This window comes from Haloarcula vallismortis ATCC 29715 (genome assembly GCF_000337775.1).
GTDB lineage: Archaea > Halobacteriota > Halobacteria > Halobacteriales > Haloarculaceae > Haloarcula > Haloarcula vallismortis.
On sequence record NZ_AOLQ01000009.1, the window covers coordinates 66,603 to 93,491 of the forward strand.

The 26,889-nt window shown below is 64.6% G+C and carries 22 protein-coding genes; 12 read left to right on the forward strand and 10 right to left on the reverse strand.

Translation table 11 applies throughout. The annotated features are described in order from the left end of the window. The first annotated feature begins 34 nt into the window (after positions 1-34). From C437_RS03610 to C437_RS03625, 4 genes are read left to right on the forward strand one after another with little or no spacing between them, the layout of a single operon-like run. Entirely contained in the window at positions 35-1,273 is a 1,239-nt protein-coding gene (locus C437_RS03610; protein WP_004515519.1) for a serine/threonine protein kinase, read from the forward strand. Next, positions 1,270-2,466: a PP2C family protein-serine/threonine phosphatase gene (locus tag C437_RS03615; protein WP_004515520.1), complete on the forward strand. Its 1,197-nt coding sequence runs from the start codon at positions 1,270-1,272 to the stop codon at positions 2,464-2,466. The genes C437_RS03610 and C437_RS03615 overlap by 4 nt, the downstream gene beginning before the upstream one ends. Before the next feature lie 60 nt (positions 2,467-2,526). Further along, the gene (locus C437_RS03620; RefSeq protein ID WP_004515521.1) at positions 2,527-3,687 is read left to right on the forward strand and encodes a double zinc ribbon domain-containing protein; all 1,161 of its coding nucleotides are present in this window, start codon (positions 2,527-2,529) and stop codon (positions 3,685-3,687) included. Between the two features lie 40 nt (positions 3,688-3,727). Then, entirely contained in the window at positions 3,728-4,996 is a 1,269-nt protein-coding gene (locus C437_RS03625; RefSeq protein ID WP_004515522.1) for a zinc-ribbon domain-containing protein, read from the forward strand. 5 nt (positions 4,997-5,001) lie between these two features. Here C437_RS03625 and C437_RS03630 read toward each other — a convergent pair whose 3' ends face one another. From C437_RS03630 to C437_RS03645, 4 genes are read right to left on the reverse strand one after another with little or no spacing between them, the layout of a single operon-like run. Next, the gene (locus C437_RS03630) at positions 5,002-5,550 is read right to left on the reverse strand and encodes a hypothetical protein (RefSeq protein WP_004515523.1); all 549 of its coding nucleotides are present in this window, start codon (positions 5,548-5,550) and stop codon (positions 5,002-5,004) included. 23 nt (positions 5,551-5,573) lie between these two features. Beyond that, positions 5,574-7,262 (reverse strand): b(o/a)3-type cytochrome-c oxidase subunit 1, encoded by a 1,689-nt coding sequence (locus tag C437_RS03635; protein ID WP_004515524.1) that lies wholly within the window; start codon positions 7,260-7,262, stop codon positions 5,574-5,576. Further along, positions 7,262-7,831: a cytochrome c oxidase subunit II gene (locus C437_RS03640; protein ID WP_004515525.1), complete on the reverse strand. Its 570-nt coding sequence runs from the start codon at positions 7,829-7,831 to the stop codon at positions 7,262-7,264. The genes C437_RS03635 and C437_RS03640 overlap by 1 nt, the downstream gene beginning before the upstream one ends. A gap of 4 nt (positions 7,832-7,835) precedes the next feature. Continuing rightward, a complete protein-coding gene (locus C437_RS03645) occupies positions 7,836-9,077 on the reverse strand; it encodes a halocyanin domain-containing protein (RefSeq protein ID WP_004515526.1) in 1,242 nt (413 codons plus the stop codon). A 166-nt stretch (positions 9,078-9,243) separates the two neighbouring features. On the opposite strand from C437_RS03645, the gene C437_RS20305 reads away from it, so the two are divergent. The 5 genes from C437_RS20305 to C437_RS03665 all read left to right on the forward strand — a co-directional run bounded on the left by C437_RS20305 (position 9,244) and on the right by C437_RS03665 (position 14,265). Next, the gene (locus C437_RS20305) at positions 9,244-9,420 is read left to right on the forward strand and encodes a hypothetical protein (protein WP_160163008.1); all 177 of its coding nucleotides are present in this window, start codon (positions 9,244-9,246) and stop codon (positions 9,418-9,420) included. Position 9,421: 1 nt separating this feature from the next. Continuing rightward, positions 9,422-10,195 carry a sulfite exporter TauE/SafE family protein gene (locus C437_RS03650; protein WP_004515528.1) on the forward strand — a complete coding sequence of 258 codons (774 nt, stop codon included), beginning with the start codon at positions 9,422-9,424 and terminating at the stop codon, positions 10,193-10,195. Further along, positions 10,192-12,573 carry a heavy metal translocating P-type ATPase gene (locus C437_RS03655; protein ID WP_004515529.1) on the forward strand — a complete coding sequence of 794 codons (2,382 nt, stop codon included), beginning with the start codon at positions 10,192-10,194 and terminating at the stop codon, positions 12,571-12,573. Before C437_RS03650 ends, C437_RS03655 begins: the two co-directional genes overlap by 4 nt. 657 nt (positions 12,574-13,230) lie before the next feature. Continuing rightward, entirely contained in the window at positions 13,231-13,542 is a 312-nt protein-coding gene (locus C437_RS03660; RefSeq protein ID WP_004515530.1) for a hypothetical protein, read from the forward strand. Between the two features lie 261 nt (positions 13,543-13,803). Further along, positions 13,804-14,265: an SRPBCC family protein gene (locus tag C437_RS03665; protein ID WP_004515531.1), complete on the forward strand. Its 462-nt coding sequence runs from the start codon at positions 13,804-13,806 to the stop codon at positions 14,263-14,265. A 2-nt stretch (positions 14,266-14,267) separates the two neighbouring features. Here C437_RS03665 and C437_RS03670 read toward each other — a convergent pair whose 3' ends face one another. Both C437_RS03670 and C437_RS03675 read right to left on the reverse strand, forming a co-directional pair. Then, positions 14,268-16,025, reverse strand: a complete 1,758-nt coding sequence (locus C437_RS03670) for a MutS-related protein (RefSeq protein WP_004515532.1) — start codon at positions 16,023-16,025, stop codon at positions 14,268-14,270. A gap of 35 nt (positions 16,026-16,060) precedes the next feature. Beyond that, the gene (locus C437_RS03675; protein ID WP_004515533.1) at positions 16,061-16,669 is read right to left on the reverse strand and encodes a zinc ribbon domain-containing protein; all 609 of its coding nucleotides are present in this window, start codon (positions 16,667-16,669) and stop codon (positions 16,061-16,063) included. A gap of 201 nt (positions 16,670-16,870) precedes the next feature. On the opposite strand from C437_RS03675, the gene C437_RS03680 reads away from it, so the two are divergent. Together C437_RS03680 and C437_RS03685 are read left to right on the forward strand one after the other, a co-directional pair. Next, the gene (locus C437_RS03680; RefSeq protein WP_004515534.1) at positions 16,871-18,007 is read left to right on the forward strand and encodes a PAS domain-containing response regulator; all 1,137 of its coding nucleotides are present in this window, start codon (positions 16,871-16,873) and stop codon (positions 18,005-18,007) included. 168 nt (positions 18,008-18,175) lie between these two features. After that, complete coding sequence (locus tag C437_RS03685; RefSeq protein WP_004515535.1) at positions 18,176-18,913, forward strand: sporulation protein; 738 nt, start codon at positions 18,176-18,178, stop codon at positions 18,911-18,913. A gap of 15 nt (positions 18,914-18,928) precedes the next feature. On the opposite strand, the gene C437_RS03690 is transcribed toward C437_RS03685, so the two are convergent. After that, positions 18,929-21,763, reverse strand: a complete 2,835-nt coding sequence (locus tag C437_RS03690) for a DEAD/DEAH box helicase (protein WP_004515536.1) — start codon at positions 21,761-21,763, stop codon at positions 18,929-18,931. Positions 21,764-21,935: 172 nt separating this feature from the next. On the opposite strand from C437_RS03690, the gene C437_RS03695 reads away from it, so the two are divergent. Further along, a complete protein-coding gene (locus tag C437_RS03695) occupies positions 21,936-22,784 on the forward strand; it encodes a class 1 fructose-bisphosphatase (RefSeq protein ID WP_004515537.1) in 849 nt (282 codons plus the stop codon). A 19-nt stretch (positions 22,785-22,803) separates the two neighbouring features. Here C437_RS03695 and C437_RS03700 read toward each other — a convergent pair whose 3' ends face one another. The 3 genes from C437_RS03700 to C437_RS03710 all read right to left on the reverse strand — a co-directional run bounded on the left by C437_RS03700 (position 22,804) and on the right by C437_RS03710 (position 26,676). Then, positions 22,804-23,553, reverse strand: a complete 750-nt coding sequence (locus C437_RS03700) for a metallophosphoesterase (RefSeq protein ID WP_004515538.1) — start codon at positions 23,551-23,553, stop codon at positions 22,804-22,806. An 85-nt stretch (positions 23,554-23,638) separates the two neighbouring features. Next, entirely contained in the window at positions 23,639-25,399 is a 1,761-nt protein-coding gene (locus C437_RS03705) for a hypothetical protein (protein WP_004515539.1), read from the reverse strand. Next, entirely contained in the window at positions 25,396-26,676 is a 1,281-nt protein-coding gene (locus C437_RS03710; RefSeq protein ID WP_004515540.1) for a Single-stranded DNA binding protein, read from the reverse strand. Before C437_RS03710 ends, C437_RS03705 begins: the two co-directional genes overlap by 4 nt. Between the last annotated feature and the right edge of the window lie 213 nt (positions 26,677-26,889).

Sequence of the window (26,889 nt, forward strand, 5' to 3'; positions counted from 1 at the left end):
CAGGGACGCTACCGGCCGGAGAAACGGGTGAGTCATGAACTGGGAACCCGAGAGCGGTGATGTCATCGCCGGCCAGTACGAACTCGAGGAGTTCCTCGGCAAGGGGGGATTCGCCAAAGCGTTCCGTGCACGGGACACCAAGACGGGTGAGGCGGTCGCCGTCAAATACCCCAATTACACCGAGTCCCAGAACGACCCCGACATCATCGAGGAGTACTTCAAAAAGGAGGTCGACTCGCTGGAGCGAATTCGTCGGGCGGGCGGCCACGAGAACGTGATGGACTACTACGACCAGGTCACGGAGCGTGACGTTCCGTTTCTGGTCGTCCAGTTGATCGTCGACGGGATCGAACTCGACGAGGTCATCGACCAGCACGGCCCAATCGACGACAGTGAGCAGGTCCGTCAGATCGGCATCGACCTCTGTGATGCGATGGGCTTTCTCCACGAGAACGAGATCGTCTACCGGGACCTGAAACCGGAGAACGTGATGCTTACGCCCGATATCACGCCCACGCTGATCGATTTCAACACGGCGACGGGATTCGATGCCACCGAGGACCCGTCCTCCGGGAACACCGGGACGACGATTCTGGGGCCGTTCAAACCCCGCGAGGTAGCCGAGGCCAGCAGAACAGACGTTCGACAGGGACCGTGGTCAGACGTGTACTCCATCGGGAAGATACTTCTGTTCCTGCTCAAAGGGAGCGTCCCGAAGAAAGACGGCGTGAACCCGCAGGCGTTCGGAGCCGACTGTGACGAGTATCTGGCTGAAATCGTCGAACGGGCCACGCAGTCACACTACCGCGACCGATACCGGAACGCGACGGTCCTCAAAGAGGTCCTCGAACGGCGCGACCCGACGCCACCCGCGACGGCGTCAGTGACGTACATTCAGGCGGACAGGCAGTTCACTGTCGAACCGGGTGACACTATCGGGCGACAGGGAGCGAGCGGTCCCCCGGCATCGATAACCATCGAGGACCCACAGGGAGAGTACATCTCCTCGGTGCAGGTACAGTTCGATATCGAGGACGGCGAGTGGGCCCTCCACGACCGGAGCCTCAACGGGACGTTCGTCCAGAAAGGGGCCGGCTGGCAGCGGGTCCTCTCCGAACCCGGACGCAACCGACTGCGTTCTGAAGGCGAGGACCCGACCGACAGACACGGCGACGTTCCCCCCGAATCGGTGACACTCACCGACGGCGATCTGGTGTCGCTGGTCCATCCGACCTACGGGGTCACGTTCGAGTTCCATCCGGAGGAGTCATGAGATACAGCACGAACTACGACATCGGCGACAGGAAGCGAGGACAGGGTATCAACGAGGACAGCGTTTCTCTGACAGTGTTCGAGGAGGGCCACCGGGACGGCTACCGCGGGCAGGACAGACCGCAACAGAAGCCGGCCACAGCGGACGGCGACGAGACAGCGGAGGCGACAGACGAACCATCCGATACCGGGGCGACAGACACCGATGACGACACGGACACGGCTGACGATACGGCTGCGTCCGACACTGACAGTCCCGGACAGCCGATGAACCGTTCGGCCGGCGTGTTCGTGGTTGCCGACGGCGCCGGGGGACACGACGCCGGCGACATCGCGTCGTATATCACGACGACTATCGTGGCTGAACAGCTTGCTCCCGTGGCAATCCGGACGGCCCGTAGCTATCCCGGAGGCTTCGATGTCGATGTGGCCCGTGATGTTCTGCCAGACCCGCCCGGTGAGCAAGAGCTCGAAACCGCCGTTGCAGAGGCGATTACCGCGGCTCACCGCGATATCATCCGGTATGCAAACAAGACCGGAACCCAATCATACACGACGGTCGTCGCGGGGATTTACGCCGACGGCAAGCTCCATTATGGCTGGGTCGGCGATAGCCGGGCCTACGTCGTCAACAGTGCCCGCGAGACGATTTCGCCGCTGACCAGAGACCACGCCGTCGTTCAGGAGTGGGTCGACAGCGACGAAATCGACCCCGTGGAGGCGCACGTCCACCCCAACGGGAACGAAATCACCCGCGCGCTGGGCGGGTCCGGCTACGAGGACCCCGACGAGGCGACTGTTGGGGTGGACACGCGAACGGTCAGACTGTACGCAGAAGACACGGTGTTGGCGACCAGCGACGGACTCATCGACGCACAGACCGACGCGCCGGAGCTGTACGAGGAGTACGTCGATTCGGACCACGCCGATTCAGTGGCCGAGCGCATCCGCGAAGCGGCCGTCACCGACGACGAGATTCGTGACGTGGTCCTCGATGCAGCGTCCCTCGACGCGGCGAGTCAGGAGTTCGTGTCACTGGCAAACGACCGTGGCGGGAAAGACAACATCTCCGTGCTCCTGTTCGCCGACAGCGCGCTCCCGAAAACGCCAGAAAGCGGTGGTATGCCAGTTCGAGATATCGATCCTGACCTCGATATCTCCGAACGCGATACCGTCATTATGACAGACGAGTAGAGGGAAAGTTTCGTGGGACAAGTATTTTATTTCTCCACTCTGTAGAGCCTAACGAAACCCATGCCTGAATCCGACCGCACGGTAAAATGCCCCATATGCGACGAGGACTTTGATCCGACAGTCGCGGGCGGGTGGTGCACAAACCCGGACTGTGGCGAGTGGCAACACACCGACGAAAGTGCCGCTGATTTTGACACCGACAGTGGCGTGCCGGACGACGCCGACCTGATACCGGAGGGGACAGATCAAGCGGAACCGTCGGACGGCCGACCGGCGGAGGCCAGCGACGAACCCGACACACCCGACGCTCACACCGGCGACGACAGCGACGACGATAGCGACGACGAGGAATCAGTGGATGAGGCTTCGGATACTGGGGCAGCCGAGGCCGACGACGAGACGGTGGGGACGGCGGAAACAGCGACGGAAACCGAAGCCGAAGCCGACGCCGACGCTGCGGCGGAAAACGGGGCTGCGCAGAACGCCGAGAGAGAACCCACCGAGCCCGATGACACTCCCGACCAGTCCAGCAGAGACTCAAGCGGGGAGACCGAGACCGCCAGCGAAACCCCGGAGACAGACGACGATGCAGCGACGATTACCTGCCCGGACTGTGAGCAGGAACTCGATGCCGACGCGAATTTCTGTGTCGCCTGCGGTGCCGACGTACAGGACATCACACCGGGAGACGACGGTTCGCTTGACGCGTGCCCGTCCTGTGACACCGCTGTCGATGACGACGCCAGCTTCTGCGTCAACTGTGGAGAGGATCTAGACGCACACCGCAGTGAGAGCGACACGCCGACGGCTGATTCGACAGCGGGGTCGTCGACTGTCGACGACACAGAGCGTGAGTCGGCAGTCACGGACAACGCCGTCGACACACTCGCGTCACAGTCCACCGACGACACCACGGCACCGGACAAACTCGTTCTCTCTGTCGAGGGTCGAGACATCACCGTCGAAGACGGGGACCGCATCGGTCGGGAGATTCGGGCGGCGCTACTGGATGCCGGGCGACCGGAGGACGAAGCGGTGCGGATCCATCGCGAACACGTCCGGTTCGACCGCCAACCGGATGGGTACTATCTGGTCGATCTTGGAGACAACCCGACGCGGCTGAACGAGACCCAGCTGAAGAAAGGCGACCGGGAACCGATCCACCCGGGCGATGAACTCGAGCTCTCGGGCGTCGTCACGATGAGAATTCGGGCGGCGTGACCACCCACAGTTAAGCGGTCGGTCGGGAAACATCAGGCTGATGGAGCGTGGTCGACTGGGGTTGGAACTCCGCGAGTCCGCTGCACTACTGCGAACTGAAACCTGGCTGTTTGTCGGCGTGGCCCTGGCATGGGTCGTCTACGGTGGCTGGGTACTCGCGACGGGGCTGCTGTTGGCGCAGTTCCCGGCGCTCGAACGAACTGTTCTCGCGACACTTGGCGGTCAAACCGTCTCGCTACGAACTGTGCTTGCTGCCGGTCTCTGGCTCGTCGGTCCGTCACTGGCCGCTGTCGTGCTCGTCAACCGACGACTCCGGAACAGCTACGGGAACCTTGCCGACGCGTATCGGCTGGACCATCCGAGCCTGTTGCTCGCTATCCCCGGCAGCGTGCTCCTTGGCTGCCTGCTGGTGAGTCTCATTCTCGGTCAGCGACGCCCGCTCACGGTGGTTGCACTGTTCGGAACAGTGCATCTGGTCGTCCGGACCGTCGCTTACGGCCACCGTGTGTACACACTTTCGGTCCCCCCGTTCCTGTCGCTGCTTGTGTGTGTGAGTGCGGTCTCCCTCAGTGCTGGGGTGGTACTCCAGATGGGCACTGCAGCCGGCGTTTTGTCGGCGCTCTCTCCGTGGCCGACCCGGGCCGGCGTCAGTCCTTTAGCTGAGACAGCGCTCCAGTTGTTGGGCGTCGGGCTGTCTCAAGCCACACAACTCTCCATCGCCGTCCCCGGCGTGCTGGCGAGCGCGTACCTCTTCGTTCAACTGCTCGCTGGAACTGCCGTCAGAATCCGCGCGCCGCTTTCGAACCCGCAGCGCCGTCCGGACCAGCGGTTCCCGATCATGCCACCGGTCGGGGTGGCCCAGAACGGCGACGAAAGTACAGCTACCGAACGGGCTGTCGACGCCACACTGGATTCCGGTACGAGTGGGGACGGAAGCGAAACCGAAGACGCTGACAGTGACGCGGAGCCACCGGGACACACCGGGACACGAGTGTTTTCGCCTGACGAAGCTCCGGCGGCGGAACCGGCGGCTCACGAATCAGTACAGGGTAACGCCCAGCCGTCGGACGCCGACACAGACCCAGAGACAGCAGCCGACGACAGTAGTACAGACACGGACCCGGAGACAGCCGGAAGGGACGATACGGATGAGGCTGACTCGGCGACAGACGAGGCATGGATGGACGATACGTCCGTGTTCACGCCGGGCGGCCGCGACGCCGACCAGTCGTACTGTAGCGAATGCGGCGAATCGCTCTCGTCTGACGCGAACACCTGCCCGTCCTGTGGCGACTCCGTGGACGGGTGAGGCGGTCAGCGGTTCGAAACGGGGATATCACCGAGCGCAACGGTGTATTGCGTCGATTGTACCGACCCCCCGTCCGGATACGTTAGCACCGTGACAGAGACGGTGTCCGGTCGTTCGCCGGGGGGCAGTAGCCACGACTTGGTTACGTCGTCAGTTTCCTCCACTGACAGCTGTCCGGTGGTTGCGGCTCCCTCAATCGTCTCGCCGTTGCGGGTCGTGACGCTGTCGAGACGGACCGCTGCGGGGTCTGACCCGGTGTTAGTCACGTTCACTGTGAGCGTGAACCGCCACCCCTCGTCAGCGGTGACGACAGACCCGGCATCGATGCGGGCCGAGACAGCCGCGGATTCCAGAATCGGGTCACCCACGCCGGCCCCGGCTTCTGCCGCTGTCGGCGTTTCAGGGACCGCCTCATCCCCGGTGTCTCCCATCAAGTGATGCCCCATCATACTCCCGAAGGTAACGACTTCGATGAGGATCGGGATGCCGATTCCGGCGATGATGAGGAGTCGTAGCAGCGTTTTCTGCTCCGGACCGTCGACGTCTTCGAACATGATAAAAGAGTGGTGAAGTGGTGTTAGACCGGGATCGGTGGGCTACCGGGCGCGAACAGGCCGTCAGCGACCATGCTGGCGAGTGGCGGCCCGTAGGCGATGACGATGAGTAGCAGTGCAATCGCCGTCCAGAGCTTGTAGTTGTCGAGGATACGTGGGCTGTGATCTGCGCCGGACAGTGGCTCCGGGATGTTGCTGTTGACCGACAGCGTCCCGCCACGGCGAGCGAGCAGCGTGTCGGCCATGACGATGAGGAACATCGCCGCACCGACAAACAGCAGGAAGCCGCCGATAGCGATCTGGATTCGCATTTCGCCGACCGTTCCGGCGACGCCCTCGAACGCGAACTCGTCGTACGTCGGCTCGGCAGTCCGTCGCGGGATGCCGGCGAGGCCAGCCCGGTGCATGGCGTTCGACATTATCGCCATGCCCACGAACCAGACGTACGGCTGAACTGAAGCGAGGCTCCGCTGTTTCAGTTTCTTCCCGGTGATCTGTGGAACCAGCCAGTAGCTGATAGCCATCGCCGTCAGTGCGAACGCAGTCCCGACAGTGAGGTGGAAGTGGCCGGGCACCCAGATGGTGTTGTGGATGAGGTAGTTGATGTTCATCCCGGCGTTTATCATGCCGGAGAAGCCACCGGCGGCGAACATCAGCCCGGCGAGCATACAGCCGGCGAAGGCCGGTTTGCCCCACGGCAGATTTCGAAGCCAGGAGAGGTAGCCCTTTGCACCCCGCTGGCGAGCCCCGTGTTCAACCGAGGCAACCACGGTGAACGCGGTCAACAGCGAGGGCAACAGGAGGAACATCGTGTTCGTCATCGCGATGAACTTGTACCCCGACGGAATACCGGGGTCGGTGTACTGGTGGTGGAAGCCGACCGGGGTCGAAAGCAGCAGGAAGGCGACGAAGACCACGCGAGCCAGCGGGTCACTGAACAGCCGCCCACCGGCCAGCTTCGGCAGAATCGTGTACCAGACGAGGTACGCCGGCATGAGCCAGAAGTACACCACCGGGTGGCCGAAGTACCAGAACAGCGTCCGCGTCAGCAGCGGGTCGACGTTCTGGATGAGGCCCAGCGACCACGGAATGAGGAAGGCGACGACCTCGACGGCGACGCCGATGGTGGACACGTACCACATCAGCATCGTCGTCAGGACCATGAACGTCTGCAGGGGAATGCGCTCACCGGGGTTCTCCGAGCGCCAGTCCCACAGGGACTTGAAGTAGGCAAGGCCGGCGACCCACGAACCGACGATAATGAGCGCAGCGCCGATGTAGAACGCCGGATGCGCCTTCATCGGGGCGTAGAAGGTAAACAACACGTCCGCTTCGAGGTCGTGACCCAGAATCGACGGCGAACCGACGATGCCGCCGATAATGGACACGGCTGCGAGCACCGTCCCCGTGAGCATTATCCAGAAGGCCGACCAGGCGATGCGCTGTGGCAGCTCGCGTTCGAGACTGTTAGCGACAGCCCACGTGAACAGTCCCGCGATGAAGAACGTGGTAAACACGAGCGCCAGCAGGACGCCGTGGCCCGTCAGAATCGTGTAGTAGTCGGCTGAACTGACGAAGCCCCGGAACACGCCGGTCCGATGGAGCGCCTGGATGACGCCGAACAGCGCACCGATTCCGAGCGCGATGAACGAGACGAGGAACTCGCTACGGACGAGCTTCGACGTTTTCGGATAGGAGTCGACGAACACCATTACTGATCCGCCCCCTCCTGAGCCTGTGCGTCATCTGCGGACTGGTCGATATTCTCTTGCTGCATATCGTACTCCTCCGGCGGGACGACTTCGACGGAGCCACCCATCGTGTGATGGGCCGCCCCGCAGTATTCGTGACAGATTAGCCCGTAGGTTCCGGGCTCGTTGAACCGGGCCGAGACTTCGGAGACCTGCCCGGGAATGACCATCGTGTTGATGTTGGTCTCGACCACGGAGAACCCGTGAACCACGTCGGCACTGGTTACTCTGAACGTGACGTTCTCACCCGCGGGTACGCGGATCGGTGTGTCCCCAGTTCCGGGGGAGAACTGGAACTGCCGGGCGACGACGTACACGACGTACTGCCCGTCCTCTTTGACGACACCGGGGTCGTCGAACTGGGTGCCAGTGTTACTGTTCTGTACCGCCTCTGCGCTGATCTGTCCGCCCGAATCGCCGACCATCCCGACGCCAACGCCGACCGAGCCGTAGGCGATGGTCGCGATGAACCCGACGATGAGCAGTATCGCTGCACCGAGCCAGACTTTTTCGAATCTATGAACCTGCATGATATCACCCGATTATTGAGACGCGGCCGAGGAACTCGACGAAGTACATGAACACCCACAACAGGCCGATCAACACGAAGTAGAACGCGACCAGCGCCGCCGTCCCCTTCGGGTCGTACTCGTCGTGACCCAGCTCGACAGCCGGTTCAGTTTCCGCGGCCTCTTCGACCGGTTCCGGGCCGGTCGCCCGCCGCAACTCGCCACCCGAACCCGTCTGTGGCGGCCGCCCGGTCTGACGGCGTCGCATCGCGGCTGCGAACAACAGCGGCGAGAAGAACGCCAGCAGGACAGAGCCCGAGAGGAGCCACTGCGGACCGGAGAGTTCGATACCGCTCCCCTCCTGTCCGCTTCCGCCGCCACTGCCGCCACTGCCGCCATCAAGTGGGCCACCGACAACGACGGCACCCTTCATGCCGAGCGATGCGTGGGGCGTACAGACGTACTTGTACACGCCCATCTCTTCGAAGGTATGGCTGTAGGTGGTTCCAGCTTCGCTGACTGGGTCACCCGAGTTGAGCGGGCCGTCGCCGTCTGAAACGACGTTGTGGCCGCCGCCCTCACCAGTCCAGGACCATGTCACTTCGGTCCCGGGCGTCACTCGGACAGCCGGCGGGTCGAAGGCGAACGCGCCGTTGTTCCCCTGTGCGCCGACCGTTATCTCGACGCTATCGGCGTCGGTTCTGTCGACTGTCGTCCCGTCGTAGTTCGAGACGTCGTCGAACCAGCCGCCGTAGTCAGGGTTTTCCGGCGGGCCTTGCTGCTGTTGGCCCCCGGAGCCACCGTCACCGGAGCTTCCGCCACCGTCACCGGGTCGAACGACGACCGCGCCTTTCATCCCGAGTGCTTCGTGGGGAACACAGACGTATTTGAACATCCCCTCCGACTCGAAGGTGTGGCTGTAGGTCGTTCCGGCCTCGCTGACCGGGTCGCCGGAGTCAAGCGGCCCGTCGCCGTCCGAGACGACGTTGTGGCCGCCGCCTTCGCCGTTCCACTCCCAGACGACCTCTGTTCCCGGACTGACCATCACTGCCGGCGGGTCGAAGGCGAACGCGCCGTTGTTCCCCTGTGCGCCGACGGTAATCGTAACGGTGTCTTGGCCTCGCTTGTCGACGGTCCCGTCGTAGTTCGAGACGTCGTCGAACCAGCCGCCGTAGTCCGGTTCGTCCTGTGCTGTCGCGGTGCCGGTCGCGGCCAGCGCCGCTGTCCCGGCCGCGGCACCGACGAACTGTCGCCGACTCAGCGCCATCGTCGCACCCCCACCGCGACGTGCGAATCCGGCCGCTGACTGCTTCCAGCTTCGTGCCGTACCATATCTGGGTGGACTGTGTATCACATAAAAAAGCCCTAATGTCGTTTTCAGACAGCAGGAACGACCCATTTCTTTTTATAATCCCTCTAACGTACGGCCAGATATGTCTGCCTCAAGCCCTCGGCTCATGACGTTGCTGGCGCTGCTCGGGCTCGCGCCGGTCGCGTACTACATGCAGGGAACCGGACGCTCCATCGTCGCACTCTCGCTGACCAGCGTCGTCATCATCGCCGGCAGCCTGTTCTTGATGACAAAACCGACCGAGTCGAGCACCGTCTGATATGCAGTTTGGGACGGCGGGACTGAGTTCCGGTGAGACGGCCGGCCTCGCGGCCTTCGTCGGGCTGGGCCTCGTCGGCAGCGTCCACTGCCTCGGGATGTGCGGGCCGTTAGTCACCACCTACGCCGACAGACTCGACGACGGCGGGCCGGTGTCTGGCCACGAAATACGGCAGCACGCGCTGTTCAACGCCGGCCGGACGCTGAGTTATGCGCTCGTGGGAACGGTGCTGGGCGCTCTCGGTGGCGTCCTGTACGACGTCGCCGGGTTAGCACGCCTCGGAACCGCTGTCCGGGGTGCTGTCGGGGTCTTCGTCGGCCTCGCTATCATCGTCGTCGGTATCGGGTATCTCTCGCGTGGGCAGGCCGTCGACGTGGCCCGGTCGCTACCGTTGGTCGGGGACCTTTTCCAGCGACTCTCTGCGTCGCTCGTCGCTAAGGTCGACCAGTGGGTCGACGGGCCGGGAATGGTCGCGCTGGGTGCGATGCACGGGCTGCTCCCCTGCCCGCTGCTCTATCCGGCGTTCCTGTACGCGTTCGCGACTGGCTCCGCGCTCACCGGCGGCCTCTCGCTGGCCGCGCTCGGCCTCGGGACGTTTCCGCTGGTGTTCGCCTACGGGACCGCCTTCGGGACGCTGTCGCCGGGCCATCGCGCAACGCTGCACCGGGCGCTCGGCGTCGTTTTCATCGCGCTGGCGCTCGTCCCGCTGTCGAACGGGCTGGCGGCGTTTGGCATCGCCATCCCGAAACCACCCCTGCCGATGCCCTGGACATGACTCACTGCACGCTCTGTGATCTACCGGTCGAGACGCCGGTCACTGACGACGCGGTCGAAGGGACGTTCTGCTGTCGGGGCTGTCTGGAAGTTGCCAGAACGCTCGACGACCCGGCGACGGAGACCCGCGACGCGGCCGATACTGGACCCGACCCGGACGAGGCCGATGGCGAGACCGCGTTTCTCTCTGTCGACGGGATGCACTGTGCGACCTGCGAGACATTTCTCGAAGCGCGGGCCACGGACCACGACGGCGTCGCTGCCGCGGCCGCCAGTTACCCAACGGGGACGATGAAACTCACCTACGACGCCGACGCGCTTTCCGAGTCGGACCTCATGGACGCGGTGGCCGGCACCGGCTACGACACCAGTTTGCAGGCTACGGAGACCGACGACGAGTACGAACTGGAAGGCCGTCTCATCGTCGGCGGCTTCTTCGGGATGATGACCATGCTGTGGTACATCCTCTTTCTGTACCCGGCCTACCTCGACATCGATCCGTCGCTGTTGCTGTTCGACCCGAGCGGGCAGGCGGGCGATTACCTGCTGTGGAATATGGCCGTGATGACCGGCGTCGTGGTCGGCTACACCGGGTGGCCGTTGCTTCGCGGGGCCTACGTCAGCCTCCGGGCCGGTCGGCCGAACATGGATCTGCTGGTGGCGATGGCTGCCGTGACTGCCTTCTTATACAGCGTCGTCGCTGTCATCTTGGGACATACAGAGGTGTACTTCGACGTGGCGACGGTCATCGTCATGGCCGTCTCGGTCGGCGACTACTATCAGGACCGCGTCCGGCGGGCCGCGCTGGACCGGCTCACGGAGTTCACGACACAGCGGGCCGATAGCGCACGCCGACGAACCGACGGGGGCCACGAGGAAGTCGACGTCGGAGCGCTGTCGGCTGGCGACGATGTCGTCATCCGGTCTGGCGAGCGAATCCCAGTCGATGGAACCGTCGTCGAGGGGACTGCGGCTGTCGACGAGTCGCTCGTCACCGGCGAATCGCTGGCTGTCAGGAAGACGGACGGCGACGCGGTCATCGGCGGGTCACTCGTGACACAGGGCGGTATCGTCGCCCGCGTTGGACCCGACGCTGAGAGCACCGTCGACCGACTCACGAACCTGCTGTGGGAGGTACAGAGCACGCGCGGCGGCGTCCAGCGGCTGGTCGACCGCATCGCCGCCGTCTTCGTCCCGCTGGTGGTCGTGCTTGCCGTGCTCGCCACCGGCGGGCACCTCGCTGCTGGAGCGACACCAACGGACGCGATGTTGACCGGACTGGCGGTACTCGTGGTCTCCTGTCCCTGCGCGCTAGGGCTGGCGACGCCGCTGGCGACTGCGGCCGGCATCCGTCGGGCGCTGGATGGCGGAACCGTTGTCACCGGTGACGCGGTGTTCGAGACGGCGACCGACGCGGACGTGGTCGCATTCGACAAAACGGGCACACTGACGACCGGCGAGATGGAACTGCTGGAGCGGGCCGGCGACGGGGCGATGGCCCGCGCGGCCGCAGTCGAGCAGTTCGCGGAGCATCCCGTCGCCGAAGCGGTGACGGACGCTGTCCGGGTCCCGGACGCGGCCGTCTCCGGGTTCGAGCAACACCCGGGACAGGGCGTCAGTGCGACTGTCGACGGGGAACGGGTCGTTGTCGGGACCCGGGCGCTGTTCGACGACCTCGGGTTCGGTGTGCCCGCCGACCTCCGGGCCCGGTGTGAGCGTGCCACCGAGAACGGGCGCGTCCCGGCACTCGTCGGGTGGGACGGCGAAGCGCGAGACGTACTTGTTGCGGGCGACAGGCTCCGCTCGCACTGGGAGTCGGTCGTTTCGACGCTCGCCCGTGACCGCGAGGTCGTCGTCATCACCGGTGACCGCCCCGAAGCCGCGACGCCCTTCGAGCGGCATGAGGGTGTCGACGAGGTGTTCGCTGGCGTCCCGCCGGAGGCAAAGGCCGAGGTCGTCGAGCGGCTGCAGTCCCGCGGGACCGTCGCGATGGTCGGCGACGGCAGCAACGACGCCCCGGCGCTCGCGGCTGCTGACGTGGGTATCGCTATGGCATCGGGCACATCACTGGCCGCCGATGCGGCCGACGCGGTCGTGACGACGGACGACCTGCGCGCCGTCCCGGACGTGTTCGCGGTGACGGCCGCGACCCGCACGCGGGTCCGCCAGAACCTCGCGTGGGCGTTCTGTTACAACGCCGTTGCGCTCCCGCTCGCGCTGCTTGGTGTCCTGAACCCACTGTTTGCGGCCCTGGCGATGACGGCCAGCAGCCTGCTTGTCGTGGGGAACTCTACGCGGACGCTGGCGGGAACAGTCGCCCACGGCGCGGCGAATCCTGATGAACCGGCCACCCCCAAGCAGCCGAAAGCGGCCGACTGATGTCGTGCTGTCGATTGCGTCCGTCTCAGTATCCGCTGGTGAGTGTTATTTGGTATCATGTCTGAAACAGATTTAATATATCACCGGTTCTGGACGTATATACGTCGCTTTCACCGACGTGGTGACCCATGACCTACGCAATTCCCGTTCCCGCGCCAACGTCGTTCGCTCGCTGGCTATACAGCGGGCGGTCGGCCATCGAACGTAGCTGCAACGCTACGGTCGGGTATGCACCCCTTATTGGGGAACGGGCCACCGCGGACACCCGCTCGGTGAAAATTCCGCCCGTGGCACCATAGACTGGTTCGCCGCCGTGGGACCGGCGTCCCACTCACGGACGCCGCACTGCGGCGGCGATTCGACTGGGCTCACTGTCGAGCGGTGGAACTCTACCCACCGCTTGGCTGTTCCGTCTGCGAGGCCTGCACCGCCCGGTGTGGCCTGTCGGCGTGCCATCGCCCGGCCCTGAGCCTGTACTGTACTACATAGCTATCTCGCTGTCCAGCCTTCGGGTTCCCCATCATCCCGGTGTGAGAATCCGCTACCGGCCGTTCTGGGCCGGACGTACGCGCCCGCCACACCCCGCGCAGTCCCCAGCCGACGCGACTCGATTGGTGAGTGCCCTCCGGGTTCGGTTCGACTCCGGCCGTCGGCGTTATGTCGCTGCAGGCGACCCCCCCGACCGAGGTATCGGCCGACGTATCACTGCGCGTCCCGCGTGGCGGGTCCGAGACCCTCGAAGCCGGTGTCGCCGACGTCCTCGCGGCCGTCGACGGCGTCGAAGACGTGGCCGTTGACCGCGTGACAAGTGTCCGGCCCACCTGGACCGACATCCGGGTCGACGCTGATGTATCGCTCACGCTGCAGGCCGACGATGAGCGCAACACCGCCGATGGCCGCAGCGAACTCCTCCAAGAGGGGTTCGGCGTGATGGCGGTCAACCGCGTCGACGTGGCCGGTGACGCGTAAGCGAAGCCCACCAACCCGTCTCCTGCCTTCCCGAAATAGTGAGCGACCTGTCCGGCACAGCCGGAAAGTCCACACCATGCACCGAATACACCTCGCCACTGTCATCGACAGACGGCGACGCGACTCGAAGAGCCGAGAACAGTCAGGCCGCACCCGGCGGCTGTAGCCGCCGGTCCCGGTTGTAGTAGCTCTCCGTTGTCACCCATTCTCTTGTCACTGTGTGGCCCAGCCTGTAAGCCACTGGGGCGCGAAGCTGTACGTATGACCGTTCATACGTCCGACGACCAGTGGCTCGATGCGCCAGTCGAGACGGTGTTTGCGTTCATGGACGAGCCGGCAAACCAGGCGGCTGTCACGCCAAGCCTGACCCGTGCCGACCGCATCGAGCGCCTGCCAAACGGCGGGAACCGCGCCGCCTACGAGTACGCGATGTTCGGAGTCACACTCACCGGCGAGGTTCGCGCATCGACGTACGAGCCGCCCGAACGAATCGTGTACGAGATGAGCGGCGATCTGACGGGGCGGATCGCCTGGCGATTCGAACCGGAACGTGGCGGCACGCGACTCACCTACGCGGCCGACTACGAGGTCCCGGGGCCACTCCCGGAGTTCCTCCTCGCGCCGCTCATCAGGTGGTACAACCGGCGGGAGGTCCGACAGCTTCTGTACAACGTCGCCGAGGCAGTCGAGGGCAAAGTGCAGGCAACCGCCGGCACGGCGTAACGCTACTCGTCGGTCCAGAGCGCGTCCGACAGCGTCCGCTGGACCGCTTCCTCGCCGACGGCCGTGGCGAGCGTCTCGAACCCGCTCCGCTCGACGGGGTCGCTCGCGTTGGCGACGAGACGGGAGACGATGAACTCAGGCGTGGACTTCCCGACAGTGCCAAACCGTGGCTGATAGTCGACCTGCAGGTCGAGGTCCTGATTCAGCCCTTCGGCGAAGATGCCGTCGACGCGGGCCTCCGTCGGCAGCGGTTCGAGGTCGTCCGCGAGGTGCGTGACGAACACGCCCAAGGCGTCGCGGTCGACGGTCAGCGTCACCAGCCCATGAAGGAGGTCGGCGGCGGAGCCGGGTTCGGTGATGGCCTCGAACTCGTCGACGAGCATCAGCGTCCGGTCGCTCTCGGTCAGCGGTGGAACGACCGAACGTAGCGTCGATTCGAGGACGCCGGCGTTGAACGACGCGTGCCGGCGGTGGAACACGACGGTGTCGACGATGCCCACCTCGGCGGCCTCTGCGGGGACCGGCAGCCCCATCTGGGCGAGCAGTTGCACCTGACACAGCGTCTCCAGCAGGGTCGTCTTCCCGCCGGAGTTCGCGCCGGTCAGGACGGCTACCCGGTCGCCACTCGGTGGTTGGTTCGCCCGGTCGAGATCGAGCGTGTGGTCGCCGATAGCGTAGGTGACCGGCTGGACGCTCTCTACGTCCGCAATGGTGAGGTTCCGGGCTCGTTTCACTGCGATAGTCTTGCGGTCCTCGACGAAGGTAGGCCGGGTCAGGTCGAACGCGATGGCGAAGCGGGCAAGCGACACCGAAAACGCGATGTCGTCCACTGCTTCGATTGCGGCGTCGATGTCCTCGCGGGCATCGGCGAGGTCATCTTCCAGCCGGCCAGCGACCGCCTGTTCCCGCTCCTGTACGTCGCTTCGCAGCGTGCTTCGGAGTTCCCGAAGCGCCACGTCGACGAAATCACGGGCGTCGGTCGCTTCACGGGGCATCGCGTCCCGAACTCTGGCGGCGTCGATCCCCGTTTCGCTCGTGACGTGGCGTACCAGTGCGTCCTGAAACTCGTCGGGCCGCCGCGCCCCCTCCTGGACGGCCTCGACGACCTCCATCGAGGCGGCCGCGAGGTCTTCGATTTGCCCGAGCTGGTCACGCAGCCGGTCGAGTTCCTCGTCGGCTCCCTCGCCGACTGATTCGCCGTCGCCCGCGAGCCCGGCAAGCGCTGCCCGGCCGGCCGACAGTGACTCGCCGTCGAGGGCTGCCAGCGGCTCGAACACGCCGCTCTCGATACCGGTCTCACGAAGTGCGAGCGCCACGTCGACTGCGGCCAGTTCGCCGCCGTCGGCGTCGTAGGCGTCGAACGCATCGAGGACGGCCCGCTGGTCACTCTCGCTGAGGCCGGCCCACGTGTCCCGCGCTTCGAGCACGTCGTCCAGCCGCTCGTCCATCGCCTCGCGGGTCGGCAGCGGCGTCAGCACGCGGATGCTGTCGGCCGCGTCCTCGGTGACCGCGTACTCCTCGGCGAGGTCGAGCAGCTCCTTGTACACGTCGCGGGTGTCTCTGGTGGCGAGCAGGTCCATCGACTCGGCCCCGGTCGCCCGCCGGAGGATGCGCGTCGCGCGCCCCCGAGAGAGGCCGGCCGTGGTTAGCGCTCGTGTGTCCGCCGACTCGATGGCCTCTATGGCCCGCTCGACGCCCAGCTCCTCGGTGAGCAGATCGGACGTCTTCGGGCCGATGCCCCAGTACTCCTCCAGTCGCATGGACGGGTGGATGCAGGCGGCCCGCTTAGGCGTTTTCAGTTATCGGGCTCGTCGCCGTCGATATCGAAGCGCTCGTGTAGCGGTCCCGGCTCCCCACGGGCCTGCCGGTCAGCCCGTCGGGCCGCACGGCGTGCGATGAGTGCTCCCAGCGCCGCCGGAATCGCCAGGCCAAGCGACACGAGCGCGGTCTGCTCGGAGACGACTGATGGGCCGTCCGACAGGAGGACTTCATAGCCCACTACAAGCACGACGACGGCAACGCCGGCGACGACGAGGTACAGCCCGCGAGCCAGCACCTCGCTGGGGTTGCGGAGCCGAGAGAGATACGCGGCCGGGCAGAGCCAGCCAGCAAGCAGGACGCCGATGGCCACGGGAACTGAGAGATCACCGACGAGGATGACGACGGCATACAGCACGAGCGGCGCAATGGCGATGCCAAGCGAGAGGCCGGTGAGCGTGACTGCCCACGTCGGCGCACCGGAATCCATCGACTCCAGCGTCTCAGTCAGACGCTCATCGAGCATTTCGGCTTGTTCGTCGGTGAGCAGCGACGTATCACAGTGTGGACAGGCCATCGCTGTGGGTTCCAGTGACTCGCCACACTCTGGACAGGCGGGGGCCGACGCGTCACGCCACTCGGTCATGCCGCCCCTTGTGCCCCGAGCGGTTTGAGTGACCCGGATAGTATCAAATTAGTAGGATTTTGTCGGTAGGTGCCCTGATACTGAGCCACGGCATAGCACGACCAATACAGAAGAATACGCAGTCGTTGCGGTGGCTTTCCGGGCCGTGAGTGTGCGTCAGATGATAGAAAGAAATAATTTAGTACAGCCCTACCCGCCCATATGGGGGGAGTTGACATTCTACATGTTGATGACGACAAAGGCCTCACCAGTCTGACCGCCGACCTCCTTGAACGCAAGGACAGCCGGTTCAGCGTGAAGACTGCCGCAAGCGCGACAGAGGGGCTACAGCTACTCGACGATTTCTCCCCTGACTGCATTGTTTCCGACTTCGAAATGCCCGGTACAGACGGACTCGAATTTTTACAGGCCGTCCGAGCGGAACACTCCAAACTCCCGTTCATCCTGTTTACTGGCCGAGGAAGCGAAGAGATTGCAAGTGATGCAATCTCTGCCGGCGCAACCGACTACCTACAGAAACAATCCGGAACCGATCAGTACGAACTGCTGGCCAACCGTATTGACAATGCTGTCACGCGCTATCATTCAGAAAAGCAGCTACGCGAGACGAAAGAGGAGTACGCCGCCGTATTCGAGAACGCGCGGAACGGACTCCTGCTCGTTGATGTCGAGCAAGACGGGTTTCGCTTCCGGCGGTGCAACTCACGGGTTTCGGAGTTTACAGGACTTGCAGAGTCGGAACTCATCGGTAAGACTCCCCGGGAGGCACTCGGAGACGAGAATGCCAGAGCGGTCGCCGGCGCGTACCGGAAATGCGTCGCCATGCGCGAGACAATTTCATACACTGTAACACTTACCCATCCAGTCGGCGATGTCGTCCACGAGGTCAATACCACGCCGATCACCAGAGACGGTGAGGTCGAGCAACTCGTCGTCGCGTTTACCGACATTACCGAACGGTATGCCCGTGAGCAGAAGTTACGCGAAGAACGGGTCGTCATTCAACAAGCGCTTGATACGCTCGATGAGCCACTGTTCGTTACCGATACTCATGGCAGCCTCAAGCACTGTAACCGCCGTGCACTCGAGGTTACTGGGCACACCGAACAGACGGCAGTCGGAACGTCGATTACTGACCTGTTCCCCGACGACGAGCGGGAGACGATGACTGACGCGATTGACGACGCACTCCGTACCGGCCGAACGACTGTCACGGCGAGCCTGCGACTCGACAGCGGTCAGCGACGGCCATACGAGTTCCGCGTTCACTCCCTGACTGACCTGGATAACAACATAGCGGGGCTTGTCATACTCGGTCACGATGCCCTTGATACTTAATCGAGTGAACAACTGTCGCCGATGCCGGTCGGTACCGACGGCCCTGTGCGCTGGACTGTACTGACCGGCCGCCACACGCAGCAGTACCCGTATCCGTCAACGGATAATTAGTTCATCCCGATACGCCCTGAACTTTATACCATATGATGGCTCAATTGCACAACACCAATGAAAGATGTGCTTTCCAGAATCGGCATCGGGTCGGCCACGGTCGACACAGTGCTGCCGACAGCGACGGTCAGAGCCGGTGAATCTGTACCGGCCGAAATTCACGTCGAGGGCGGATCGACCGAGCAGGAAATCGACGCGGTCTACTTCGCGCTGGAAACCGAGTACAAGTCCGACGAGGGATATAAAGATGCTATCGTCGACCAGTGGCAACTCACCGAGCCGTTCACCATCGGGGCCGACGAGGAACGTCGCTTCGAGACCACGATTGACATTCCCCGGGAGACGCCGGTGACCACGCGCTCGACCGCTGTCGAAATCGAGACTGGTCTTGACATCTCCATGGCGGTCGACCCCGGCGACGAGGATTACATCGAGGTCGAACCCACCCACCGCCTGCAAGCGGTGTTCGACGCACTCGACTCGCTTGGCCTCTCGCTCCACGCCTCGGCCTGTGAGGCGACAGCCGGGAGTCTGTTCACCACTTCGGCGAACTTCGTTCAGGAGTTCGAGTTCCGGCCCCAGCGCGGGGAGTTCTCTGGGCAGGTCGATGAGGTCGAAATAATCCCGGTGTTTGACGACAGCGGGCTCACGGTGTACGTGGAGGTCGACCGCAGCGCCGGGCTGCTCTCGGAGATGACTGACGCCGACGAGCGACACACAAAACTCACGATAGACGGACCCGATTCTGCTGCTATCGAGCCACGGCTCGCGGAAGCGATTCGGGAACTGAGCTAAACCGCTGGTACACTTTCAGCCCCAGAACGACTGCGTCCGCGCGTACTCTCGCTCCTGCCGGAGGATATCTCGGTAGAATTCGTCTTCATCCTCTCGGAGGCGGTTGATGATGCGGGCGGCGTTGTGCGGCCCGACGCCGCGGGCGGCCAGCGCGACCACCGCTTGCTTCCCGTGGCTCTGGACCAGCGAGCCCGAGCGGTAGGCCCGCTCGGTCATCTTCTCCTGTTCGTCGTCCTTGTTGTCAGTCCGAACCGCCGAGACGACTTCGTCGGCCCAGGGATTCAGCGCGGCGATACGGGTCGAGCCACAGTCCGGACAGGACGGCTGGTCGCGCACCCGCTTGACCTGTTGTTTCCGGTCCCAGTCCTTGCAGTGCAGGCACATGAGGATGACGCGGTCGCTCTGGATGCGCTCCTTGACAGTTTTGATGACGCTCGCGTCGGCGTTCTCCGGGGAGAGAAGTTCCCGTCCGGAAGAATTGCCGCCGGTCCCGATAGGTGTATGCTCGCCGACGGTTTCGAGCGCGACGTCGCCGCGCTGGATGTCTCGGAGGAGGTCGGTCGTGGCCTCGATAGCAAGGTCCTCGTGGCGCACCTCGCGCAGCGCCTCGTCGTACATCGGCGTGTCCTCCAGCGCTGCCAGGAGACGGTCGCGGCCGAAGTCAGTCGACCCGCGGCCGCGCCAGCGCTTGAGCGAGCCGAACTTCGTCGCGACCTGTGCGAGTTTGAACTTCAGCGCATCGGCGTTCTTGAGGCTGAGTTCGATCAGCGCCGGGAGGTGGTCGGGGTCGGTGTCCTCGATGACTTCGATGACGTCCCCAGCGGTGATACGCCGTGGGACCTCCAGCGTAATCCGGTAGGGGTCGACGTCCATCGCGACCGACGAGCCAGCCCGCTGGCCGAGCAGTGCCGAAAGGACACGTCCCAGTGTCTCGTTGATCTTGTGGCCGTAGCAGGCGTTGACGATGACTTCCCGGCCGTGGAACTCCACCAGAATAGTCGTGTCGTCGGGAATCGGTCCTTCGTGTTTCTCGACCTGTGAGAGACCGTCGGCGACGGTTTCGGGGCCAGCGGCGTAGCGGGTCGCGACATCTCTGGCGACTGCATTCGTCTCCGCACCGTCCTGTAACTGCCGACCAGCCACACGGCGGAGTTCGCCGACCTCCGCCGCGACGGCTCTCGGGACTGGAATTTCCTGACCGACCCACGATGGGACCTCACCGGCGGGGTCCTCGATGGGCGAGACGGTCACGACCTCTTCTTCGTCGTCGATGTTCGTGATGCGCCACATCTCCCCGCGCTGGACGAACACCTCGCCGGGTGTGGCGAAGTTGACGACGAACTTCTCATCGAGGGTTCCGACCTGCTGGCCCGAAGCCACGTCTTCCACGTCGTAGGTGGCCTCGTCTGGAATCATCGAGAGGTTCTGATAGAAGTACTGCCAGGTCCCGCGGCGCTTCTCCAGTGTGTCTTTCCCCTCATCCAGCCAGATGACGTTGTTGGCCGCGAGTTCCTCGACCACTTGCTTGAACTGGGCCTCGTCGAGGTCTCGGAACGGGTACGCACGGGTCAGTATCTCGAAGGCCCGCATCGCTCGAATCTCGCCGGTGTCCATCACCAGCCCGGCGATCTGGTTGGCGACCGTATCGAGGCTCCCGTCGTGGATTTCCGCCGGCTCGACATCGCCGTCTTCGGCCTGCCTCGCTATCGCCAGCGCCTCCAGCGTGTCGTCGGTGTCGGTGGTGACGACCGTACCCGAGGATACGAGGTCGCGGCGATGACCGGCACGGCCGACCCGCTGGACGAGACGGGACACCTGCCGCGGGCTGCCGTACTGGACGACGTGGTCGACGTGGCCCACGTCGATACCCAGTTCCATCGAGGACGTACACAGCAGCGCGTCGAGATCGCCGGCTTTGAAGCGGTCTTCCACGTCGATGCGGGCCTCTTTCGACAGCGACCCGTGGTGGACGCCGAGGTCGGTTCCAAGCTCCTTGAATCGCGAACCGAGCGCCTCGGCAGTCTGACGGGTGTTGACAAACAGCAGGACCGACTCGTGGTCGTCTATCAGGTCCGCGATGTAGCGGACGTGGCTTGCGGTGCTGGCGTCAGTGACGAGCGCGCTCGACAGCTCCTCGTCGCGGTCGGTGACCTGTGGCCGGACCACCTCGATGTCGAGCCGGCTACCGATGTCCACTTCTCTGATAGCACACGTCCGGCCACCGGTGAGAAACCGGCCAACCTCGTGAGGGTCACCGACAGTCGCCGAGAGGCCGATTCGCTGGAACCGCCCGGACAGTTCCCGGAGCCGTTCGAGGCCGACCGTCAGCTGTGCACCCCGCTTAGAAGCGGCGAGTTCGTGGACCTCGTCGATGACGATATGTTCCACGTCTTCGAGCGCCGTCCGGAGCTTCGACCCGGTGAGCATCGCCTGCAGTGTCTCGGGCGTGGTTACGAGCACGTCCGGCGGGTCGTTGGCCTGCTTCTGGCGCTGGTAGTCGGTCGTATCGCCGTGACGCACGTCCACCTCAAGCCCCAGCGTTTCGCCCCACCAGTCGAGGCGCTGGCGCATATCGCGGTTGAGCGCGCGCAATGGCGTGATGTACAGCGCGCCGATGCCAAAGCGGTCCTCAGATTCGGCCAGCGCGTCGAAGACCGGCAACATCGCCGTCTCCGTCTTCCCGGTGCCGGTGGGAGCGACCACCAGCGCGTCCCGGCCATCGGCTAGAGCCGGAATCGCCTTCCGCTGGGGGTCGGTCGGTGTCGTGAAGCCACGCTCGGAGAGCGCACTGCGGACGGCTGATCCGAGCGCAGTGAAGGCGTCATCGCCGCGTGCGACCCCGTCAGTCATCGCCCGTACTAGCGACTACACCGGGTTAAACACGTTGTGTTACCCCTTCTCGTACCCCGTCAGTAATCCCAGCCTGCGAGCGTTGTGGGGAAGCGGGTACAGCCTTATGTCGCTGCCCCGGAATATATGGAACCATGACCGACGCCTGTGTAACTGCGGCCGGTGATGGCCTGTGAACACGCTCGACGAGATCGAACGGGCGGTGAAGGATACGGCGCATTATGTCAGCGGGAATCTGGCGAACTACGCGAACAGATCGGCCGGCGAGAACCCAAGCGGGGAGCAACAGGTCGGTGGTGACGTGTGGGCAGACGACCTGTTTTTCGACGCCCTCGCGTACATCGACGGTATCGGCGCGTACGCGAGCGAGGAGCGTAGCGACGTGGTCGACTGCGGTGAGGGCTACAGCATCGCCATCGACCCGCTCGATGGCTCCTCGAACCTCGCCTCGAACAACTCCGTGGGGACGATAATCGGAGTCTACGACGCTGAACTGCCCGCGGCAGGCCGGGACATGGTCGCGTCGCTGATGGTGCTGTACGGCCCATACACAACGCTGACTATCGCACGGTCCGACCGTGAGGTCGTACAGGAGCACCTCCTTCGGGACGGCCACAGCGAGCGCTGGGGCCAGTTCGAACTCCCGCCGGAAGCGACAGTGGTCGGGCTGGCGGGCAAGACCGGCGAGCGCAGTGACGCATTCAACGACATCGCCCAGTCCTTCGAGCGGGACCTGAAGCTCCGCTACGGCGGCGCGACCGTCGCCGACCTGGCGCAGGTGCTTGAGTACGGCGGGCTGTTCGGGTATCCGGCGACGACGGGGTATCCAGACGGCAAGCTCCGGGTACACTTCGAATCGGCCCCGCTCGCATACCTCGTCGAGGCGGCCGGTGGCGCTTCCAGCGATGGTTCGCAGTCGTTACTCGATGTCGAACCGGACGGCATCCACGACCGGACGCCCACGTTCCTCGGCAACACCGAGCTAGTTGACGAGCTCGAAACGGCGCTCTCGGAAGCATAGGTGGGGACTGACGCCCGGCTCAGACCCGTTGGTAGGCCCCTAACCGCGTGCCATCGAGGAGGAACGCCTCGGCGTCTGCCAGCCCCTCGGGCAGGAACGGAGCGAGGAACGTCTGCCCGTCGACGTTGACCCACGTCCCGCCTGAGCGGTCGTTAAACGCGGGGAAAACAACGATATCAGGCGCGTCCTCGACCGTCTGGTCGAACTGCTCGGAAAAGGGGGCAGTCAACAGTGAGCCGCGGAGCCAGGCGCGCTCTTTCTGTGCGCCGCCGACGCTGTCTTCGAGTCGGACGACGGGGTGTTCGTGGCCGACACAGACGACATCGGCTTCGAGCACGTCCGGCGCGGGCCAGGTGTGGCCGTGAGCGAACCCGACAGCGCCGATACGAGTTCCGTGCCCCGGCGTCACCTCGATATCAGCGTCGAGTTCCGAGAGAACCGGCTCCAGCCCGCCGTCGTGGTTCCCCTTTACCAGCGTCACGGGTACGTCGAGGGCGGCGAACAGCGTTTCGAGCTCACTTCGCTCGTCATCGAACGGGTCGCCAATAGCATGGCCCAGATCGCCGACAACGACCAGCCGGTCGGCACGGGCGCGGTGCAGACACTCAAGCAGTCGCTCCCGACGGTCCGCGGCGGCCGACTGGAGCTCGACGCCCTCGTATCTGAGCCCCGCTTCGATGCCGGCGTGGTAATCGGCCACCGCCAGCAGTCGCTCCCCGTCAGTATCGATGGTGGCCGCTGGAGCGCCGGGAAGCGGTTCAACGCGCATTGCTCCTGTGTTAGCCACCGGGCGAGAAAAGCACCGCGGCTCGGTTCCAGAGGGACCTCGGAACCGGCTGTGAGTCGCCGTTCGTTTAGATTGGCTTGAGCTTTCCGTCGTCAGGCTCGTAACACCGACCGCCCATCAGGGCGTCCTGAATGGCGTCGGCCACCGCGTCGGCGTCGGCCCCGTAGCGGTCGACGACGGTCGACAGCAGTTCCTCGCGGTCAGCCCCGTTGCCGTCGTCGAGTTCGTCCATGATTTCCATGGCGGCGTCTTCGAGATCCACGTCTTCGGCTGGCTCCGCACCGCTGTCGTCATCCTCGTCACTTTCGGCCGCCGGTTCTGCGGTCGTCTCCGCCCCGGGCGACGCCGTGTCCTCTTCAGCCGACGGTGCTGTTCCTGGCGCTGTCTCCGGTTCCGTCTCTGACTCGGTTGCGGAGGCGGGCTCCGTCTCCGGCTCGTTGTCGACCTCTGTGCCCGCGTCTGCCGCGTCGGCCACCGCCTCCGGGTCCGGCGTCTCGATGCCGGCTTCGCCCGGTTCTTCGACCTCCGTCCCCGTCTGGAAGTCAGTACCGTACTCCTGCTCGATCTCCTCGCGCTCGTCCTCGTCCAGATCGAATTCCGGATCGAACTCGCCGAGGTCGCCGTCTCCCTCCGCCGCCGTGTCGCTGTCTGCAGTTGTCGACGTGGCCGTTTCTGGCTCGGTGGTGTCGGCGTCCAAGCCGCTCTCCGCTGCCGCCTCACTGCTCACGTCAGCGTCGGTTCCGGACGACGGCTCCGGCTCGCTCGTGGACGCAACCGTCGTCGACGTTTCAGTTTCGGTATCGACGGTCTCGGGCTCCGTCGCCGACAGCGTTTCCGAGACTGCCGGTTCCTCGTCGATGGTCGTTTCAGTTGTGTCGTCCGCAGATGCCGTCTCCGTCGCCGGTTCGTCTGTGGCCGCGTCGCTCTCTGTCGTCTCAGCCACCGGCTCGGAAGCCGTTGTCTCCGTGGCCGACTCGCTGGCTTCGGACTCAGTCTCCGGTTCGTCGGCTCCCGATTCCATTTCCGGCTCGTCGGCCGTCGCGTCTGCGTCGACCCCGTCAGCCGTCGTCTCCGGCGTTGAAACGTCGGTGTCGAGGTCGAGGGAGGCGAGCAGCGGGATCGGGTCGTCGGTCCCGTCGTCCGGTGACAGCGACAGCCCTTCCGCCTCGTCCGTATCGCCGGCGACGACGCGGGCGGCGTCGAGTGCCGTCGTCCGGAGCGCATCGAGGTAGTCGCCGGTTGTGCCGTAGTGGTCCAGCGCGAGCGTGATACCGGCCGCGGCGCTCTCGTCGATGCCCCGGTCCACCAGCGCGAGTCTGAGTTCGTCGCCGGTCAGGCCGGCCTGTTTCGCGCTGGCCATCTGCCCGATACGCGAGACGGTCTGTTCGGCGGCTTGAACGACCCAGCGGTCCCGCGTGTCATCATCGACCTCGCTGATGCTTTCGGGCCGGACCGAGGTGAACACCCGGTCGCTGTCGTCGGGCTGGAAGGTGCGGGCCTTGCCCGTGACGGCGACGAACATCGGCGGGTCGGCGGCTTCGAGGAAGGCCAGCTCGTCGGGCTGGTACTGGCCGGCGTAGATGACGAACGGGCCGGTCGGGTCCACGACACGGGCGCGCAGCACGTCGTCGTTGACCTGTTCGAGTTCAGTGAGGACGCCGACGAGGAACAGGCGGTTGACCCGCGCGCCGGTCGGCGTGACGACGTAGTTCGGCGCTCGCTCCTCGTCGGACTCCGAATAAGAGAAGTCGGCGTCGTCGAACTCCGCGGCGAACAGTCGATGGGCGACCTCCCGGCGGCCGGGGCCGCTGTCACCGGATTCGCTCATGTGTCTGCCTCCTGTAGCAGGGCCTGCGCACGCGTCGCCGGGTCGTCGTCGGCCTCGACGAAGGTCGAGGCGGTGAGGTTCGCGCCGTACTCATCAACCGACAGCGACCCGCGGACGGCGTACTCGCGGCCGACGATGCGGTCGCTGATGCGCTCGGCGACCACTTCTTTGTCCATCGCGTCGCGGGCGTGCTCGCGGGCGTCGTCGAGGTTTCCGCCGTACACTCGGGCGGTCAGTTCGTCGTCGAGCACCGCGGTGACGGTGTCGGTGCCGTCGTCGAGGATGGCCTTCGTCCGCAGGTCGTCCTCGCCCTCGACAGCGCCGTGGGAGCGACATTGGCCGTTCTGGATGACGCGGCCACACTCCGGACAGCGCTCGATGAGCCCGGAGCCGTCCCGCACCTGGATGACGTTGCCGGCCAGTTCCACGTCGAACAGGCCGCCGCTCTCGACGGCCTCGTGGATCGACAGTCGTGGTGCGTCTTCAGCGACCTCGACCGTCTGGTCCAGTGCGGTCACCGCTGAGAACTCGGAGACGTTCACCGATGGTGCGCCGCGGAACTCCCGGACGAACGTCTCTTCGAGGCGCACGGACGCGCCCTCCTCGATTTCCTCGTGGGGTTCCCAGTCGGTGAAAGGGAGCCGGCCGCTCTCGTCGCCGACGACACCGCTGAGAATCGTCGTCTCGCCGTCGCGGCCGTCGATGACCTTCTGCTCGCACTCCAGTACCTGCACCTCGACGGTGATGCCGCGGTCGCCGGGCGCGAGGTCCTGTAGCGCGGCGCGGCCGCCGACATCGTAGTCGATGTCGAGCGTTTCGTCGACGACTTCGGGGTCGGTGCTGTCGCCCAGATTGAGCTCCGGCTTGCCGTCCCACTCGCGGACGCCGGCGTTGCCCAGCCGGACCGTCTGGCCGGGCTGGAGGTCGCCCGAGAACCCGTCCCAGGCGGTGTATGATATCTTCCCCGTCTCGTCGGCGAGTTCACCCTCGCGGATGACGTGCTGTTCCCCGTTGTACTGGATAGACCGGCGGCCGGACGTGAGCACCACGGCGGTGACTGTCACGTTCGAGTCGTCGGTCGAAACCTCGCTGATGGCCTTGCTCGACGGCGTGCCGTCGCTGCCGGAGCTGCCATCGCCGTATTTCCGCCTGAGGCTCTGCTTGGCCTCGTCCATCGGGACGGAGTAGTTCACGAGGTTTTCCAGGTCGCGTGTGACCTCCTCTTTGTCAACACCGAGGTCGGAGGCGAGCTCCTCGGCATGGTCTTCGAGAGACATCGACCGACGATTCGGTGGGAGCACTCAAAAGCGTTTTCGGCCAGTCGTCACGGACACAGCTGTCAACACCTGTTCGAAATCGCCCAAAATTCTTATTTATGATACTGTGCTCTCTCAATATATGTCCTCTGACCGAGTTAGTGCGTTTCAAACGGCCGTTAGTTACATTTTTGGCCATGCTCAACTAACCGGGCAGAAAGATATCGGAGATGA

Coding starts and splice junctions, on each gene's coding strand:
- C437_RS03610 (WP_004515519.1), top strand. CDS start 35: ATGAACTGGGAACCCGAGAGCGGTGATGTCATCGCCGGCCAGTACGAA.
- C437_RS03615 (WP_004515520.1), top strand. CDS start 1,270: ATGAGATACAGCACGAACTACGACATCGGCGACAGGAAGCGAGGACAG.
- C437_RS03620 (WP_004515521.1), top strand. CDS start 2,527: ATGCCTGAATCCGACCGCACGGTAAAATGCCCCATATGCGACGAGGAC.
- C437_RS03625 (WP_004515522.1), top strand. CDS start 3,728: ATGGAGCGTGGTCGACTGGGGTTGGAACTCCGCGAGTCCGCTGCACTA.
- C437_RS03630 (WP_004515523.1), bottom strand. CDS start 5,550: ATGTTCGAAGACGTCGACGGTCCGGAGCAGAAAACGCTGCTACGACTC.
- C437_RS03635 (WP_004515524.1), bottom strand. CDS start 7,262: ATGGTGTTCGTCGACTCCTATCCGAAAACGTCGAAGCTCGTCCGTAGC.
- C437_RS03640 (WP_004515525.1), bottom strand. CDS start 7,831: ATGCAGGTTCATAGATTCGAAAAAGTCTGGCTCGGTGCAGCGATACTG.
- C437_RS03645 (WP_004515526.1), bottom strand. CDS start 9,077: ATGGCGCTGAGTCGGCGACAGTTCGTCGGTGCCGCGGCCGGGACAGCG.
- C437_RS20305 (WP_160163008.1), top strand. CDS start 9,244: ATGTCTGCCTCAAGCCCTCGGCTCATGACGTTGCTGGCGCTGCTCGGG.
- C437_RS03650 (WP_004515528.1), top strand. CDS start 9,422: ATGCAGTTTGGGACGGCGGGACTGAGTTCCGGTGAGACGGCCGGCCTC.
- C437_RS03655 (WP_004515529.1), top strand. CDS start 10,192: ATGACTCACTGCACGCTCTGTGATCTACCGGTCGAGACGCCGGTCACT.
- C437_RS03660 (WP_004515530.1), top strand. CDS start 13,231: ATGTCGCTGCAGGCGACCCCCCCGACCGAGGTATCGGCCGACGTATCA.
- C437_RS03665 (WP_004515531.1), top strand. CDS start 13,804: ATGACCGTTCATACGTCCGACGACCAGTGGCTCGATGCGCCAGTCGAG.
- C437_RS03670 (WP_004515532.1), bottom strand. CDS start 16,025: ATGCGACTGGAGGAGTACTGGGGCATCGGCCCGAAGACGTCCGATCTG.
- C437_RS03675 (WP_004515533.1), bottom strand. CDS start 16,669: ATGACCGAGTGGCGTGACGCGTCGGCCCCCGCCTGTCCAGAGTGTGGC.
- C437_RS03680 (WP_004515534.1), top strand. CDS start 16,871: ATGGGGGGAGTTGACATTCTACATGTTGATGACGACAAAGGCCTCACC.
- C437_RS03685 (WP_004515535.1), top strand. CDS start 18,176: ATGAAAGATGTGCTTTCCAGAATCGGCATCGGGTCGGCCACGGTCGAC.
- C437_RS03690 (WP_004515536.1), bottom strand. CDS start 21,763: ATGACTGACGGGGTCGCACGCGGCGATGACGCCTTCACTGCGCTCGGA.
- C437_RS03700 (WP_004515538.1), bottom strand. CDS start 23,553: ATGCGCGTTGAACCGCTTCCCGGCGCTCCAGCGGCCACCATCGATACT.
- C437_RS03705 (WP_004515539.1), bottom strand. CDS start 25,399: ATGAGCGAATCCGGTGACAGCGGCCCCGGCCGCCGGGAGGTCGCCCAT.
- C437_RS03710 (WP_004515540.1), bottom strand. CDS start 26,676: ATGTCTCTCGAAGACCATGCCGAGGAGCTCGCCTCCGACCTCGGTGTT.